Annotated in this window: 13 protein-coding genes (1 of these 13 running past the window's edge); 8 read left to right on the top strand and 5 right to left on the bottom strand. The window is 33.3% G+C overall.

The genetic code is table 11. The annotated features are described in order from the left end of the window. Positions 1-1230 carry the 5' portion of a putative porin gene (locus CA2559_RS05565; RefSeq protein ID WP_013186873.1) on the bottom strand. It extends 711 nt beyond the left edge of the window, so only the first 1230 of its 1941 coding nucleotides appear in the window; its start codon is at positions 1228-1230; the stop codon falls past the left edge of the window. A gap of 96 nt (positions 1231-1326) precedes the next feature. On the opposite strand from CA2559_RS05565, the gene CA2559_RS05560 reads away from it, so the two are divergent. Further along, positions 1327-1926, top strand: a complete 600-nt coding sequence (locus tag CA2559_RS05560) for a ribonuclease HII (protein WP_013186872.1) — start codon at positions 1327-1329, stop codon at positions 1924-1926. Between the two features lie 65 nt (positions 1927-1991). Further along, on the top strand, positions 1992-4463 hold the full coding sequence (locus CA2559_RS05555) for a hypothetical protein (protein ID WP_013186871.1): 2472 nt from the start codon (positions 1992-1994) through the stop codon (positions 4461-4463). On the opposite strand, the gene lipB is transcribed toward CA2559_RS05555, so the two are convergent. Next, entirely contained in the window at positions 4460-5161 is a 702-nt protein-coding gene (lipB, locus tag CA2559_RS05550; protein WP_013186870.1) for a lipoyl(octanoyl) transferase LipB, read from the bottom strand. The genes CA2559_RS05555 and lipB overlap by 4 nt on opposite strands. Before the next feature lie 182 nt (positions 5162-5343). Here lipB and CA2559_RS05545 point away from each other — a divergent pair, with 182 nt between their 5' ends. Next, a complete protein-coding gene (locus CA2559_RS05545; protein WP_013186868.1) occupies positions 5344-7572 on the top strand; it encodes a zinc-dependent metalloprotease in 2229 nt (742 codons plus the stop codon). A 57-nt stretch (positions 7573-7629) separates the two neighbouring features. On the opposite strand, the gene CA2559_RS13665 is transcribed toward CA2559_RS05545, so the two are convergent. Then, a complete protein-coding gene (locus CA2559_RS13665) occupies positions 7630-7788 on the bottom strand; it encodes a YqaE/Pmp3 family membrane protein (protein ID WP_013186867.1) in 159 nt (52 codons plus the stop codon). Positions 7789-7904: 116 nt separating this feature from the next. Between CA2559_RS13665 and lysS the strand changes: the two genes are divergently transcribed. The 5 genes from lysS (at position 7905) to CA2559_RS05520 (ending at position 16199) form a co-directional block, all read left to right on the top strand. After that, a complete protein-coding gene (lysS, locus tag CA2559_RS05540) occupies positions 7905-9596 on the top strand; it encodes a lysine--tRNA ligase (RefSeq protein ID WP_013186866.1) in 1692 nt (563 codons plus the stop codon). A 325-nt stretch (positions 9597-9921) separates the two neighbouring features. Further along, the gene (locus CA2559_RS13550) at positions 9922-10806 is read left to right on the top strand and encodes a hypothetical protein (protein ID WP_148232780.1); all 885 of its coding nucleotides are present in this window, start codon (positions 9922-9924) and stop codon (positions 10804-10806) included. Between the two features lie 85 nt (positions 10807-10891). Beyond that, a complete protein-coding gene (locus tag CA2559_RS05530; RefSeq protein WP_013186864.1) occupies positions 10892-13396 on the top strand; it encodes a zinc-dependent metalloprotease in 2505 nt (834 codons plus the stop codon). 219 nt (positions 13397-13615) lie between these two features. Next, positions 13616-15640: an alkaline phosphatase D family protein gene (locus CA2559_RS05525; RefSeq protein WP_013186863.1), complete on the top strand. Its 2025-nt coding sequence runs from the start codon at positions 13616-13618 to the stop codon at positions 15638-15640. A gap of 109 nt (positions 15641-15749) precedes the next feature. Next, positions 15750-16199 (top strand): hypothetical protein, encoded by a 450-nt coding sequence (locus tag CA2559_RS05520; protein WP_013186862.1) that lies wholly within the window; start codon positions 15750-15752, stop codon positions 16197-16199. Positions 16200-16268: 69 nt separating this feature from the next. Here the strand turns inward: CA2559_RS05520 and CA2559_RS05515 are convergent, their stop codons facing one another. Both CA2559_RS05515 and CA2559_RS05510 read right to left on the bottom strand, forming a co-directional pair. Continuing rightward, positions 16269-16865 (bottom strand): HD domain-containing protein, encoded by a 597-nt coding sequence (locus CA2559_RS05515; RefSeq protein WP_013186861.1) that lies wholly within the window; start codon positions 16863-16865, stop codon positions 16269-16271. A gap of 66 nt (positions 16866-16931) precedes the next feature. Then, complete coding sequence (locus CA2559_RS05510; RefSeq protein ID WP_013186860.1) at positions 16932-18200, bottom strand: UDP-N-acetylmuramoyl-tripeptide--D-alanyl-D-alanine ligase; 1269 nt, start codon at positions 18198-18200, stop codon at positions 16932-16934. Between the last annotated feature and the right edge of the window lie 7 nt (positions 18201-18207).

Genomic DNA, 18207 nt, shown 5'->3' with positions numbered 1-18207 from the left:
ACTATAGGAAGCATCTGCTAAAAAATAATTACCATTAGTATCACCAGAGACACTCGTCATTAAGTTCGCTTTCACTTTAAACTTCCCTATTGTATTAAAGTATTCTGCTCCTACCTGAGGTATTCCACCCAAAAGCCTATTAGCTATAAAAGTGTTATCAACGTTTACTGTCCTATTATAACCATAATTAAAGTCTGTATAACCTGCCTTAACTGTAAATTCACCTAATGTTTTATTATAGTAGGTTAATCTACCTTCATTATATATATCTTGAAATTCAGTTAGGTTTTGTAAATCTGTAGTTTCAAAAGAGTCTCCAAAAAGTGAGCTAGGTGTAACTTGAGTATACTCTAGTTCTTTGTCTGTGAAATTCATTTTATGTCCTACAGATACCTCATTGTTTGGTATTGAATCGGAGGATTTTATTATATAGTATTTGTGATCTAGATAAAATCGCCTGGAATCCATCAAACTTTGGGCATCTTGAAAGTTAACCTCTAATACACTTCTATCATCAAATTCCTGTATTTCGTCTATATATTGCTGAACAGCTTCTTCTGTTAATCCTCCATTTTCATTTATGGTGTAGTCTTGCGCTACAAAATGACTCTTTATATAGTATCTTTTGTTTTTAGTATTATAACTAAAGCCTAATCTTAAATTACCAACACTAGTTAAAGAGCTTTGGTACTTCCCTAAAGATCTTAATCCTTTATAGGCAACAAAGAAATTAAATTGGGGTGACGTATTAGATGTAAATAAAGCATCTAAATTCTGTCCTTGTTCTAATACGGTTTTAAAATACAACTCTGTAAAAGGTGTAGCAACATTATAGTAGTTTATGTCTTCTACTTCATAATGATTAAAGTGTTTTGCTCTCGCACCAAATTTTGGTGCTATATAGACATCACTGAATTCATATCCCAATTTAGTATAAGGTTGGCCAACATTATTAAAAGGGAGCAATTCAAAATCATCTTTTTGTAAATAGTTCCATTTATAGTCCTTATATATAGACAAGGTTGTATCTACATAGGTAGTATCATTTTTCGCAGATATAATTTTATAATCTGTAATTGGAGGTCGCTCTCTTTTATCTACTACAGTTTGTTGACTATTATTTTGCCTGTTTTGAGTGCCTGTTGGATTTATTTCTGAACCTATAAAATCTTGAGCAGTTACCGTGGTTGCCCAAGTGATTAAAACAGAAAGTAGAAGAAGTTGTTTCATTATATATATTACTGAAGCAAAAGTATGTTTTTTTAACGAGTCTATTTCTTATAAATTGTTTGCTATGACCTTATCTATTTTAATACTTTAGCACCCATGTTATTACCGCAATACTTATTAGATGTTATAGAGTGTGGCACAGACGAAGCTGGAAGAGGTTGTCTTGCAGGTCCAGTTACAGCAGCAGCCGTTATTCTTCCACAAGACTTCAATAATCCCGTTTTAAATGACAGTAAAAAATTAACTCATAAACAAAGAGATTTACTAAGACCAATTATTGAAACAGAAGCTGTTTCATTTTCTGTTATACATATAGATATAGATACTATAGATAAGATAAATATTCTTAATGCATCTATTTTAGGGATGCAGGAATCTATAAGAAGTCTACAAACAAAACCTGAACATATAGCTGTAGATGGTAATAGGTTTAAACCTTGTGATGATATTCCTTATAAATGTATTATTAAAGGTGACGGCAAATATTTAAATATTGCTAGCGCATCTATATTAGCAAAAACATATAGGGATAACTATATGGAGAAAATACACGAAGAATTTCCGATGTACAATTGGAAACAGAATAAGGGGTACCCAACTAAAGAACATAGAGAAGCTATAAGAACTCACGGCCCTTCAAAATATCATAGAAAAAGCTTTAGGCTATTACCAGAACAATACCAATTTAACTTTTAATATCTTAAATAGTCTGTTCACTAAAATACAGATGGTCTTGTTACATTTGTAAAAATTGAATTGCTATGAAAAAGTACCTTTTCCTATTAATAGGTATTACAATACTAGGATGTACAAAGAAAACATCTCAATCAGAAACTCTGGCACATTACGCTCCTAAAGATGCCGCTATAGTGTTTAGCATTAAAAGTTTAGACATCTTTACTTCTAATCTTCAGAATAATGAATTTATTTATGACAATTCAGATTTTCACCTCAACCAAGATACTAAGGAGGTTTTACAAAATTTAAAATATATTAAAACGCCTAATAGCGCATTACTATCATTTTCTAAAATCGGTCAAAATGAATTTGGGTTTACGTTTATCACTAAAGACTCACCTAATTTAATACAGACAGACTCCATAGCTAATAAAACTATTGAAAGTCAAGATTACTCAAATAAGACTATAAAAAAACTCACTTTAGAAAACTCGGTATCCTATGCCACCACTTTAGACAGTATTTTTATAGCCAGCAACTCTAAATTGCTAATTGAGAATGCAATTAGAAATTACAGTAATAATATTAAGAACCAGGATTTAAAGGAATTAATAGACACAAGCGGAGATGGCACTTCAGTTTTTATTAATACAACATACTTTAATACAGCATTCAACGATTACTTTTCAAACACTAAAAATCTCCCTATTGAAAAGTTTACCACCAACTTATCTCTAGATCTCGAAATAAGCCAAAAAACACTTCAGTTAAATGGTGTAGCAATTACTAACGATTCTATTCCCAAAATTCTTGACATTTTTAAAGGTGTAGAACCTCAAGAAACTCACATCGCTAAAATTACTCCTTTAAGTGCTACAGGCTTTTACTCTTTTACATATAACAGTTTTGAAATATTAAGAGAAAATTTAAAAACTTATCACGCTAAGGATAGAGCATTAAACCCTGTTTCAAACGAAGCCTTTTTTAACTCCTTAAATGAAGTTGGAGTAATTTATAATAATGACCAGAGCATAGTTATTGTTCATTCTTTAGATCCTGATGTAACTGAACAAGCTTTAATAAGCCAACAAGATGAAGAAAAAAGTTATAGAGATGTTACTATTTTCAAATTAAGCTCATCTAATATATTTACTGAAGCTTTTAATCCTCTTATAACTATTAAAGAATTAAATTACTATACAAGAATAAAAGACTATTACCTTTTTGCTAAGGATACAGAAGCTCTTGAAAACATTATCGCTAATTACCAAAACAAATCAATCTTAGGAGAACAAGATTATTACATAGATGTTTCAAAAAGCTTGAGTGATGAAAGCTCTATATTAATGGTAACAAATACAGATGAGCTAAAAAACAAGCTTCCTAATATCGTGGACTCAAAATTTAAATCATCTGCTGAGAAAGTTAAATTTAAAGATCATAAGCTAGCTGCACTTCAATTTATATACGAGCGTAATTTTGCACACGTACACGCTATAATTGAAAAAGCTGGTGCAAAGTCATCATCTAATGGCATCTCTCAAGTTGCAACAGTAAAACTAGATGCTAGTTTACAGAACACGCCTAAGCTTTTCAAAAATCACACTAACAAAACCAGAGACATTGTAGTGCAAGATGTATCTAATACCCTTTATCTTATATCGAACAAAGGAAAAATAAAGTGGAAAAAAAATCTTGGTGCTGCAATTTTAGGAGACATAACAGAAGTAGATTTATATAGAAATGGCAAATACCAACTTGCATTTACTACTCAAGACAAATTATATGTTTTAGATAGAAATGGTAAAGAAGTAGAAAGTTTCCCAATAGAATTTAAGGATCCTATTACTCAACCACTAGCTGTATTCGATTATGACCGTAACAGAAAATACAGATTTCTAGTAACCCAAGGAAATTCTGTGCTTATGTATAATAAGGACGCAAAACGTGTTACTGGATTTAAATTTGACAAAGCAGACAAGACCATAGTAACACAACCTAAACATATTAGAATTGGCAGCCGAGATTACATCTTAGTAATGTCTAATTCTGGAAAGCTAAATATCTTAAGTAGAACTGGAACAGAACGTGTTTCTATTAAGACCAATCTAGATATCTCAGATAATAATTGGTATAAGTATGAAAACACGTTTGCCAATACCAATGAAAATGGTGAGCTAATGCAAATTTCAGAAAAAGGGAAACTAAATATTACAAAACTAGGATTACCACAAGATCATTATATAGAAAGTACAAACAAGACATTTGTAAGCTTAGCTGAAAATAAATTAACTATAAAGGGTAAAACGATAGAGTTAGATTTTGGGCTGTATACAAGACCTCAGATATTTTATATTAATAATAAAATTTACGTGAGTGTTACAGACACACAGTCTCATAAAGTGTATTTATTTGATAGTAATGGTATACTAAGACCTAACTTCCCTGTGTATGGTAATTCTCAAATTGATTTTGAAAATATGGATTCAGACAATAATTTAGAGTTTGTCGTAAAAGGCGAAGAAGATAGTGTCCTTATATATAAGGTAAACTAACCTTTAAGTTCAGCTTCAAACAAATTTAAAAAGTGATGTAATAGTTTTTCTCTTACATCATTCATATTCACTTCTGCAACACCAAGCTCTACATTAAGAGATGTAACTGCTTTCCCTTTTATGCCACAAGGTATCATATTATCAAAATAACCAAGGTTAGTATTTACGTTCAAAGCAAATCCATGCATAGTTACCCAACGGCTTGCCCTAACACCCATTGCACATATTTTTCGTGCAAACGGTGTACCTACATCTAACCAAACACCTGTCTCTCCTTTACTACGCTCAGAAGTTATGCCGTAATCTTTAAGGGTAAGAATAACCATTTCTTCTAACAGCCTAAGATACTTATGTATATCTGTAAAGAAATTTTCAAGATCTAAAATAGGGTATCCAACAATTTGTCCTGGACCGTGATAAGTAATATCGCCACCTCTATTTATCTTGTAAAAAGTAGCATCAATCTCTTTAAGGTAATCTTCTGTAACCAATAGGTTTTCAAAGTCACCACTTTTACCTAAAGTATAAACGTGAGGATGCTCAACAAATAAAAGATAGTTTGGGGTTTCCAACTCTAAGTCTTCTCTTCTGTTTCGTATTTTCAAATCAAGAATTTCTTTAAAAAGTTGTTCTTGATAGTCCCAAGTGTCCTTATAATCTTTAAGACCTAAATTTTGAAGTGTAATTTGCTTATTCATCTCTGCAAATTTCGTGAAAATTTATGAGTAATACCTTTTTTAAGTCTTTTGTCGAAACTACACTACATCTTATAGAATTCATAGCAACAAATAGGGCTTTAATTTTGCACTTCGTTAATATATTAACTGTTTTTAATGAATTATCTTTAATAATCATATTTTTAAGTATTGAATCCTCATCTATGAAAAAAATTACATTATTTGTATTGCTGTGTTGTTTTGTCTTCTCGGGCTTTTCTCAAGAAAATTTATGGCAATTAGTCGAAGCTTCTAAAATAGAACAATCTTCACAATTTTTAAGACGTTCAAACCCTACTAAATTTTCATTATACACTTTAAACTTAAACTCTCTTTCAAACACATTATCTAAAACACATCTAAGCAAAGCCAAAGATGTCTTATTAAAGTTTCCTTTAGCAGATGGTAATTTTGAAACCTTTAGAGTAACAGAAAACTCTAACTTTCAAGATGGGTTACAAGCTAGTCATCCAAACATTAGAGCTTATAAAGGAGTTAGTTTAAAAAACAAATCAACCATTATTAACTTTAGCGTTTCTCCAACAATGGGCTTAAACGCTATGATTACATCAGGAAAATTTGGCTCATTCTATATAGACACTTACACAAAAGATAAGGCAACATATATGGCATATGAGCGCCAAAATCTTCCAGCTCCAGATGAAGCGTTTCAATGTGAGGTTATTGGTAACTCAGCATTAAATCAACTACCTAACTCGTCATCTAGTAAAAATGCAAATGATGGTGTATTAAGAAACTACAGATTGGCATTAGCTTGTACGGGAGAGTATGCCCAGTTTCACTTAGATGCTGCAGGTATTCCTATTACAGACATCACAACGCCAGATTCTGAAAAGAAAGCTGTTGTTTTAGAAGCTATGAATGTTTCTATGACAAGAGTAAATGGTATTTACGAGAGAGATATTTCTATTCATATGGATATTGTAGACAATAATGAAGACATAATTTTTCTAAATTTTGCTACAGATCCTTATGTTAATGAAGATGGTGTATCTATGCTTGCTACAAACCAAGCTACGTGTGATGGTATAATAGGAGAAGAAAATTATGATATAGGTCATGTGTACAGTACTGGTGGTGGTGGTGTAGCATTTCTGGGTGTACCTTGTAGCTTACAAAAAGCTGGTGGTGTTACAGGTTTACCAGAGCCAACAGGAGATCCTTATTGGGTAGATTACGTATCACACGAAATGGGACATCAATTTGGTGCAAATCACACACAAAATAATGACTGCCAAAGAAATGGCAGTACATCTATGGAGCCAGGAAGCGCCTCTACTATCTTAGGATATGCAGGTATTTGCGCTCCAAATGTTCAAACAAATAGTGATGCTCACTTTCACGCCATAAGTATAGATGAAATTTGGAATTATGTAAACACACAAGATTGTGAAGTACAGACTCCGACTGGAAATACTGCACCGCAAGCTATTGCTCCAGCAGATTTTACAATACCAGCATCTACGCCTTTTCAACTAGATGCAATTGGTATAGATAGTGACAATGATGAACTTACATACTGCTGGGAACAAATAGATGAAGAAATTGGTGAGGTTATGCCTCCAGATCCTACAAATACATTAGGACCAATGTTTAGGTCTTTACCTCCTACTACAGAAAGAACTCGATTTATGCCAGATATGCTTACTGTTATGCAAGGCTTATCTGCAAATATTTGGGAAGTTGTACCGTCTGTTAACAGAACAATGGAGTTTAGAGTAACGGTTAGAGACAATGCACCTAATGGTGCAAGCTCTGCTTCTGATGATGTTATTGTAACTGTTGACTCTTCTTCTGGTCCTTTCATTATTACTTCTCAAAATACAGAAACCACTTGGGAGCCAGGTTCTAGTCAAACAATTACTTGGGATGTTGCAAATACAGATCAAGCACCTATAAACACAACAAATGTAAACATCTTGTTTTCTGAGGATGATGGCATTACATTTCCAACGACATTGGCATCTAATGTACCAAATGATGGTAGTCAAGATATAACTGCACCTAATCTCCTTACTACAACTGCAAGAGTAAAAATTGTACCTGTGGGCAATTCGTACTTTGATGTTAATGATGCTCCTATAACAATTGATGGTGTTTTAGCAACTACAGATATAAATGAAAATTTTGGGACTACCATTTACCCAAACCCTTCAACAGGAAACTTTACGGTACAATTTAATCCCTTAGCAAAACAAGATATCTCGATAGCACTAATAGATATTAGAGGTCGTCTCATTACGACTAAGCATTTTTCTCATCAAGAATCATTCAACAGAACTCTCAATTTTAGCCAAGCCTCAAAAGGTGTATATTTTATTAAAATAACTAACGGAGACTATCAAATTACCGAAAAAATAGTCATAAAGTAGTGTTCACCTTATAGGTATATAAAGCGAAATCAAATGTATTTGATTTCGCTTTTTTTTTTATCGGTTTGGGTTATTTAAAATTACCAAAGCTGCAATTACTCCAGGAATCCATCCACAAAGTGTTAGTAAGAAAACAATTAAAATACTTCCACAGCCTTTATCTATAACAGCTAAAGGTGGAAACAAAATTGAAAGTAAGACTCTAAAAAATCCCATGATATAAGTTTTGATTTGATTGATGTATATAATAGGTCTATAAACAAATCCTAATGTTACAACTATTGATTGCTTACTACATAAATGGTATCTTTGCACGCTTAAAACTAAAGTAAATGCAACTCTCTGAACAAGAAATCGTAAGACGCGAAAAACTAAGCCAACTGCGCGAGTTGGGCATTAATCCATATCCAGCAGATTTATATCCTGTCAAACAAACTACTGCAGATATTAAAAACAACTTTGAAGATGGTAAGAAAGTTGTAATTGCTGGGCGTTTATTACAGAAAAACATTCAGGGAAAAGCATCTTTTGGTCAATTGCAGGATAGCGCAGGTCGAATTCAAGTTTACTTTAACAGAGATGAAATTTGTGAAGGTGAAGACAAAACACTTTATAATACAGTATTTAAAAAGCTTTTAGATTTAGGAGACTTTATAGGTATTGAAGGTGAATTATTCACAACACAAGTTGGAGAAAAAACCGTAATGGTTAAGAATTTCTCCATCCTAAGTAAATCACTAAGACCTTTACCATTACCTAAAAAAGATAAAGATGGTAATGTGTATGATGAGTTTAATGATCCAGAGTTACGTTATCGCCAACGTTATGTAGACTTAGTAGTTAACCCAAAAGTAAAAGAAGTCTTTGTTAAACGTACAAAGCTTTTTAATGCTATGCGTAATTTCTTTAATGATGCTGGCTATTTTGAAGTTGAAACACCTATCCTACAACCAATTCCTGGCGGAGCTGCAGCAAAGCCATTTATATCTCACCACAATGCCTTAGACATACCTTTATATATGCGTATTGCTAATGAGCTCTATTTAAAGCGTCTTATTGTTGGTGGTTTTGATGGTGTGTATGAGTTTTCTAAAAACTTTAGAAACGAAGGTATGGACCGTACCCATAATCCAGAATTTACAGCGATGGAAATTTATGTAGCCTATAAAGACTACAATTGGATGATGGAGTTTACTGAAAATTTACTTGAACACTGTGCAGTAGCAGTAAACGGAAAAACAGAAGCTACTTTTGGAGAACACACCGTTAACTTTAAAGCACCTTATGCTAGAGTAACTATGACAGACTCCATAAAACACTTTACAGGTTTCGATATTTCTGGAAAAACTGAAAAAGAGCTTTACGAAGCTGCTAAAGGTATGGGTATCGATGTAGATGAAACTATGGGTAAAGGAAAGCTTATCGATGAGATTTTTGGAGAAAAATGTGAGGGCAACTATATACAACCTACATTTATTACAGATTATCCTAAAGAAATGAGTCCTTTATGTAAGGAACATAGAGACAATCCAGAATTAACTGAACGTTTTGAGTTAATGGTTTGCGGTAAAGAAATTGCAAATGCATATTCAGAACTTAATGACCCTATAGATCAACGTGAACGTTTTGAGGCACAATTAAAACTTGCAGATCGTGGAGATGACGAGGCTATGTTTATAGATCAAGATTTCTTACGTGCTTTAGAGTATGGTATGCCACCTACTTCTGGTTTAGGTATTGGTATGGACCGTTTAATTATGTTCTTAACAAACAACCAAAGTATACAAGAGGTTCTATTCTTTCCTCAAATGAAACCAGAAAAGACAATTTCTGTTGAACTTAATGAAGATGAAAAACTCATTTTTGAATTACTTAAAAAACAATCTCCAGCAGAGCTTGATAGTATAAAAGCAGATTCTGGTTTAAGTAACAAGAAATGGGACAAAGCTGTAAAAGGATTACGTGCTAAAGATGTGGCTACTGTTAATAAAACAGATAACGGTTTGTTCGTTGAACTTTTATAAACGTATGAACAGTTAATGATTAAAATAAAAAACAGGATGTAGAAACATCCTGTTTTTTTTGTCATTAAAACGACTGTAAAATCACATTTAATTTAAGTTTCTAATTTAAACCTAAGATTTCCTATTAAATAATATATAATTCAACTCTTAATATGGTTCAACCATAGCGACAACTTATGCATTTTTTGCATAGTTAATCAATCGTTTAGTTAAAATTATGCATTTAATTTAAATATTATCAAGCATTGATAATGACTCGATAATCCTCGTTAAAGTTTGTACTTTTGCCGTCGAAATACATATTTCTGACACAAAAGCTTATTTTATGATGATTACCAACAAATGTTTAACATTTTACCTTATAATGTTTTTTAGTATTTTAGGAAGTGTTGTAACATCTGCACAAGTAGGAATTGGCACAACAACACCTCAAGGCGCCTTAGACATATCTAGCTCTAATTCTGGCGTTGTTATTCCTAGAGTCGGAATTACATCTGCTACAGATAATACTACAGTAATTAACCCTAATGGCGGCGCAGTATTACCTAGTACTATGATATATAATGATGGTAGTGGCGGTTTTACTCCTGTAGGTTTTTTATTTTGGAATGGCGCAAACTGGACGGCAGTATCTGGTAAAAGCTCTGGAGATATAAAACATGGGTTTCAATCTGCAGACCATAATGGATGGTATTTATTAGATGGCCGTTCCATATCAAGTTTACCTGCTAACGCACAAACAGCTGCAAACAACCTAGGCTTTTCTGGAAACTTACCAGATGCTACAAATAGAGTATTAAAAAATACAAACGGTTCAGAAACTTTAGGCAGTACAACTGGCTCAAATTCTGTCACCTTATCACAAGCAAACCTTCCAAATTTTGATATGAGCGGAACAACGTCCACAGATGGAAACCACAATCACTCAGGTTCAACTTCTGAAGATGGAGAACACGACCACGATTATCTAGATGCAGGAGTTGGAAGTATAAGAGTTAGAGAAAATGGTGGACAATCTACATTTGTTGCAAATGATGTTACAATAACAGATGAAACAGATGAAGATGGAGATCACACGCACTCTTTAAATATAAACTCTAATGGTAATCATAACCATACCGTATCTGTAAATTCTGGAGGTAGTAATAGAGCTATTAATACTACACCAGCAAGTTTAGTGACCAATACCTTTATATTTTTGGGTAAATAATCACTATCCATAACTTCATCATCATGAAGTTATACGCTTTATCGATGTTTTCAGTATCTTGTAGGTTTATTAATCAAACTTACATATGAGATATTCTTATTTAATGCGCTTAGGCTTTGTAGGCGCTATGGCGGTCGGCATTTCCAGTTGTGCCGTTTTCCAGCCAAACAAGAAGGCGAATTCAAAAACTGCTGCCGCCGCAAAGAAAAAACCAGAAAAAGGAGACATTCAACCTTACAGTAAAGTCATCACTAAAGATGCAAAAAGCGACGAAGGTCTTTTTACAGTACACAAACTAAAAGAAAATTACTTTTACGAGATACCAGACAGTCTTTTTAACAGAGAGATGCTAATGGTAACTCGTATTGCAAAAACAGCTACCAATATTGGTTTTGGTGGTGGTAAGCAAAACACACAAGTATTACGATGGGAAAAGAAAGATAAGCAAGTTTTACTAAGAGTTGTATCTCATCAAATTTACGCTGCAGACTCTTTACCAATTCATGAGGCAGTAGTAAATTCTAATTTCGAGCCTATACTCTATTCATTTCCTATTAAAGCATTCAAAAAAGATTCTATAGCAAACAATACTGTTATTGATGTTACAGAGCTTTTTAATAAAGATGTTAAAGCTTTAGGTTTCCCTGAAAGCAGACGTAAATCTTACAAAATATCACGTCTTGATGAAAAGCGTTCATACATTGATACTATTAGAAGCTATCCATTAAACGTTGAAGCACGACACATTAAAACTTATAATGCTGGTGCACCACCAAGCAACTCAAGTACAGGTTCTATTTCATTAATGATGAGCAATTCTATGATATTGCTACCTAAAGAACCTATGAAACGCCGTTACTTTGATCAACGTGTTGGTTGGTTTGCAAGAGGGCAAGTGGATTACGGCCAAGATGCTCAAAAAAGTAAAACACTTACGTATTTAGATAGATGGAGGTTAGAAGTAAAAGATGAAGATAAAGCCAAGTTTGAACGTGGTGAGTTGGTAGAACCTAAAAAGCAAATTGTTTATTATATAGATAGAGCAACACCTAAAAAATGGCGCCTATATATTAAACAAGGAATAGAAGATTGGCAAGTAGCTTTTGAAGCTGCAGGTTTTAAAAATGCAATTATTGCTAAAGATCCCCCAAGTGTAGAGGAAGATCCAGATTGGAGCCCAGAAGATGTACGCTATTCTGTTGTGCGTTATTTAGCATCTCCTATTCCTAACGCAAACGGACCTCACGTAAGTGATCCTCGTTCTGGAGAGATTTTAGAGAGCGACATAAATTGGTACCACAATGTTATGACCTTGTTGCGCAATTGGTTCTTTATACAAACTGCAGCTATTAACCCAGACGCAAGAGGTGTTGAATTTAAAGACGAAGTTATGGGGCGTTTAATACGTTTTGTATCTTCTCACGAAGTTGGACATACATTAGGGTTACCTCATAATATGGGAAGTAGTGTTGCTTATCCTGTAGAGAATTTAAGAGATCCAGAGTTTACTAAAAAGTATGGTACTGCACCTTCTATAATGGATTACGCTCGCTTTAACTACGTTGCACAACCTGGAGATGGTGATGTTGCCTTAATGCCAAACATTGGTATTTATGACAAATATGCTATTAAATGGGGTTATCGTCCTATTCTAAATGAATCTGCAAAAGATGAAAAGGAAACTTTAGATGCTTGGATTTTAGAGCACGCTGGCGATCCTATGTATAGGTTTGGTAAGCAACAGTCTGGTGTTATAGACCCTAGTTCTCAAACCGAAGATTTAGGAGATGATGCTGTACTTGCAAGCCAATATGGTATTGCTAACCTTAAGAGAATTGTCCCTAATTTATTTGAATGGACAAAAGAAGATGGTAAAGATTATGAAGATTTAGAAACTCTATATGGTCAAGTTCTTTCTCAATACAACCGCTATATGGGTCACGTCTCAAATAATATTGGTGGTGTTTATGAATACTATAAAACATATGACCAAGATGGCGCAGTATACACTCACGTTCCTAAAGAAAAGCAAGAAAATGCTATGAAGTTTATTCAGGATGAATTATTTACAACTCCAGAATGGCTTATAGATCAAGAGATTTTTAATAGAATTGAATTTGATGGTAATTTAGAGCGCATTAGAGGTTACCAAGTAAGAACTCTAAATAACATTCTTGATTTTGGTAGAATGGCTAGATTACTTGAAAATGAAGAGGTAAATGGCAGCAAAGCATATGGTTTGTTAGATATGATGACAGACTTACGTGAAGGCTTATTTAATGAGGTGAGAAATGGAAAAACTATTAATCGCTACAGAAGAAATCTTCAACGTGCATATATAGAGCGTTTAGAAATGTTAATGACAGAAGAACAATCTGCTATTCCTGCAGCTTACAGACGTTATGTATCTAGAAGTAATATAGATGTGTCTCAAAGTGATATTCGCCCAGTAGTTAGAGGAGAATTAGAAACATTACAAGGGCAAGTTAAAAGAGCTTCAAACAGAACTGGAGACAAGATGACAAAATATCATCTTAAAGATTTAGCCGAACGTATAGATTTAATTTTAAATCCTATCACAAAACCTTAATCTAACTTAAGGTTATACTTTTAAAAAGCTTCCTCTATACCGAGGAAGCTTTTTTTATGCATAAAACTACGATTAAGTGCATAGGTGTTGTTAAATATTAATCAACCTCTAACATTGTTAGTATTAGGATTAAAGAACGTTTACACAGTCATCATCTTAAGGTAACTGCATCTACTTTGCTTTGAAGGTAATTTTGCAAAATAACTAAAGCAAGCTACCATGAAACATATTTTACTATTAGGTTTTCTAATAATTGTACTTTCATCGAAAGGACAAAACATTCAATACCAACGTTCCTCAAACAATTTAGCCACACAATCTTCTACAGCAGTATTTAATGAAGATTTACAACCATTTTATCATGGCGTTGCCTCTGGTGATCCGCTTTCAGATCGTGTTATAATTTGGACTCGTGTAACTCCAGAAAACAATGAGACAACTATTGATGTGCAATGGAGAGTTGCTACAGATATAGAATTTACAAATGTAGTGTTACAAGGAGCTACCACTACAGATGCAACTGTAGATTATACTGTAAAAGTAGATGCTATTGGTCTTAATCCTGCAACTACATACTACTATCACTTTTTTGCTTTAGAAAGAAGCTCAATCATAGGTAGAACTAGAACAGCACCAAGTGCAGATGCAGATCAACTAAGGTTTGCTATAACAAGCTGCTCAAACTATCAAGCAGGATATTTTAATGCGTATAAGAAAATTGCCCAACGCCAAGACTTAGATGCTGTTATACATTTAGGAGACTATATTTATGAATATGGTTCAGGACCTGGAACATATGGTTATAGCGCAGAAAGACCAGATAGAGCAAATGAACCTTCTAATGAAATTATTTCTTTAGTAGATTACAGAACACGTTACTCATTATATAGGTTAGATCCAGATTTAAGAGCTGTGCACCAACAACACCCATTCATTACAATTTGGGATGACCACGAAAGCACTAATGACAGTTACAAAGATGGTGCAGAAAACCATAATGATGGTGAAGGCGAATGGGAAGACCGCAAAGCCATTTCTAAACAGGTTTATTTCGAATGGTTGCCTATAAGAAATCATCCAGATAATAAAATTTCAAGAACACTTAATTATGGTAATCTTGCAACTATAATTAACTTAGACACACGCCTTGAAGGCAGAGAACTACAAATAGATGATGTAAACGATCCAGAATTATACAATGTAAATCGCACAATGCTTGGTGAGCCACAAAGAGATTGGTTCTTTGATGAACTAAGCAACTCAACCGCAAAATGGAAAATAGTCTCTAACCAAGTAATGCTTGCTGAATTTAACTTAGGCTGGGCTTCTGGTGGTTTAGGGTTAGGTGGTGATGAACTTGAGAGTTCCTTCTTAGATATATGGGATGGATATCCTGCAGAACGAGATAAAATTTTAGATCATATACAAGACAACAATATTAATGATGTCGTTTTTTTAACTGGAGATATTCACACTTCGTTTTCTTATGATGTTTCTAAGAGGCCAACAGACAACCATCCAGATGCAGATAACCAAGACTTTATGGTTGATTATGATCCAAATACCGGAAATGGATCTATAGCAGTTGAATTTGTTGGACCAAGTGTTACTTCAGATAATTTTGATGAAGTTTTAACTGCAGCAGGATCTGCCTATATTGCTTCTGGCATAAACCAATCAAGCGTTGCTAACGGTTTTTCTAATCCTAATCCGCACATGAAATATACTAACCTAAACGATCACGGTTACTATATACTAGACTTAACTAACACTAAAGCACAGGCAGATTACTACTTTATAGATATATTGAATTCTGACTCTAACACTGAAGCTTTTGATGAAGGTTGGTTTACAAATACGTTAGATAACCACCTAACACAAGCAACTGAAGCCGCACCAGAAAAAAATGAACAACCAGAATTAGCACCTGTTGAAGTTCCAGATTTTGGTACACTTTCAAATGATGAGTTTACTTCAAAAGATTTAGCAGTATTTAGCCTATACCCTAACCCACTTTATAGTAACAACATTTTATACTTACAATATGGTGTTAAGAATGATACCAGAATAAAAATAAGTTTATACAACTTACAAGGTAAACAAGTTCACACATTTTATAATAAGGAGACGCCACAAGGAATTTTCTTTAGCGGTTTTACATTACCGGCAATAGCTAATGGTAACTATATTTTAAACATTTCAACAAGAGACACTACCATTTCAAAACAAATTATTATCAAGTAAACACCTCTTATTTGTTAATACCAAGCTACTTTTTAATTAAAGTAGCTTTTTTTATTTAAACCATTTAAGTTTTTAAGAGTCATAGTATTATAACTTAAAATAAAAAATTATGAAAACTAAAATCACAGTAATGCTTGCCATATTATTAATGGGTACAGCAATGGCGCAAGACAGAAAAGACCGTCCTAACAGAAAAGGAGATAGAACAGAAATTTCTGCAGAACAGAAAGCTGAACTTATCACTAAAAAGATGACGTTAAAGTTAGACCTTAACAAGTCACAACAGGATAAAGTAATGGCTTTACACTTAGATAACTTTTCTAAAATGGAAACAAAGAGAAAAGAACTAAAAGCAAATAGAGAAGACGGCAAAAGACTTACAAAAGAAGAACGCCATGATCAAAAGCTTGCAATGCTAGATCATAAGATAGAGATGAAAAATGAAATGAAATCTATCTTAAATGCTGAACAGTTTGAAAAGTGGGAAGCATCAAAAAAATCTCCACGAAAGATGAAAGGAAAACGTGGCGGTAAAGATTCTCATAACCGTAGAAGATAATTGAAAAAGAAGTGATAATTGATTTGAATTAGCCAAAAAGCCTCATTTTAAATGGGGCTTTTTTTAGGGCTATGCTTGAGCTAACATAGTCTTCAAACTATCAATATTTTTTGATTTTTGTACAGTAAAATTTCGTTGTGCAAATGGCGTATGAAATTTATGCCCTTCTAAGAATTTAATATTTAAATCTGCCCACTCAACATCTGTAAACTTAATATTATTACAGGTTTCCCATTCAAATCTTAATTTTAAGTTTTTAGTAATAAAATTGGCTTTACCAAGATGTGCCAAATCTGCATCACAAATTATTTGCTGTAATTTACTTACTGGTTGTTGTGGCATCTTTGTGGCTTTTATTGCACTTACCACATTTTTAATTCTATGCTCAGGAAAATCTTCATTGGCTAGAAAAGATGCTGCAAACTCACAGCTAAAATGCTCGTGGTTACAAACGTCTTCAATATTTCCTGTATCGTGAAAGTAAGAAGCAATAATTAAGTCTTCTGCTTCAGTATCTTTTAAATTTTCAAAAGAAGATATTAACGCTGTTTGTATTGCTACATCTTCTGTGTGTTGCCAATTGTGAAATGGCAATTCTTTACACTTACTATTATCTATTAAAGATTTGCAGTAAGCTCTTACTTTGGAAATTAACTCTAAATTCATACTCAAACATTAGTAACTAATTAAGACACCTATTTATTGTTTGAATAAGTATAAATTTTGAAGTTTTTAAAGTTTATCCAGGATTTGTTCCAAAGCCATTCCTCGGGATCCTTTTACAAGCAATGTTCCTGTTTTATATTTTGAAAAATCTTCGTTTTCCAATAGCTCTTTTGTTGAAGTATAATATGCTATACCTGGCGCATCAAAATTTAAATTGCTGAAATTTTCACCTACCAATAAAACACCATCTAAATGTATTGATGCTGCTAACTTAGCAATACTCATATGCTCTTTCTTAGCTGAAGCACCCAACTCAAACATATCGCCTAGAATTGCATATTTAGGAGTGTCGTTTAATGCCTGAAGGTTTTCCAAAGCAACTTTCATACTACTAGGATTTGCGTTATAGGCATCTAATAATATTGTCAAGTTATCTTTTTTGATAATTTGAGATCTGTTGTTTGAAGGCACATAATTCTCAACAGCTTCAACTATATGCTTATCTGAAATTTTAAAATATCTTCCTATTGCAACGGCAGCCGCAATATTATTTGAATTGTAAACTCCTATAAGGTTACTTTTTATAGTAAGGTTGTCTAAATTCATTTCAACCAAAGGATTTACATTTTTAAAGGACACCCAAACATCAGATTGTTTTAATCCAAAAGTAAAGGTTTTCATTCCTTTAGTTAAATCAACTTGCTTTGCATCATTAGAGTTAACAAAGACAATTTTATCGTGGCTTTTTAAGTGTTTATATAATTCACTTTTACCAATAACTACACCTTCTTCACTACCAAATCCTTCTAAGTGAGCTTTGCCAAAATTAGTGATATAACCATAGTCTGGTTGTGCAATATTACAAAGCATCTCTATCTCACCAATATGATTTGCTCCCATCTCGACTATTCCTAACTCTGTGTCTTTAGACATAGAAAGCAATGTTAGCGGCACACCAATATGATTATTTAAATTTCCTACTGTGGCTACTGTTTTATAACCCTTAGTAAGTACTGCATTTATAAGTTCTTTTGTAGTGGTTTTCCCATTACTTCCTGTTAATGATATAATAGGTATTCCTAAGTAGTTTCTATGAAAAGAAGCTAATTCCTGTAGGGTTTGTAAAACATCATCTACCAAGATGTATCTATCATCTTTTTTAAATTGCTCTTCATCTATTACCACATAAGATGCACCTTGGTCAATAGCTAAATCTGCATAAGTATTACCATTAAAGTTATCTCCTTTTAGGGCAAAGAATATATTATCCTTTTTAATCTTTCTGGTATCTGTACTTATACCTGTACTGTTTAAAAAATGGTGATGAAGTGTCATTAAATTT

This window comes from Croceibacter atlanticus HTCC2559, assembly GCF_000196315.1.
GTDB lineage: Bacteria > Bacteroidota > Bacteroidia > Flavobacteriales > Flavobacteriaceae > Croceibacter > Croceibacter atlanticus.
The sequence above is the reverse complement of the archived record's forward strand: the minus strand, read 5'-3'. Positions and strand labels throughout refer to the sequence as shown.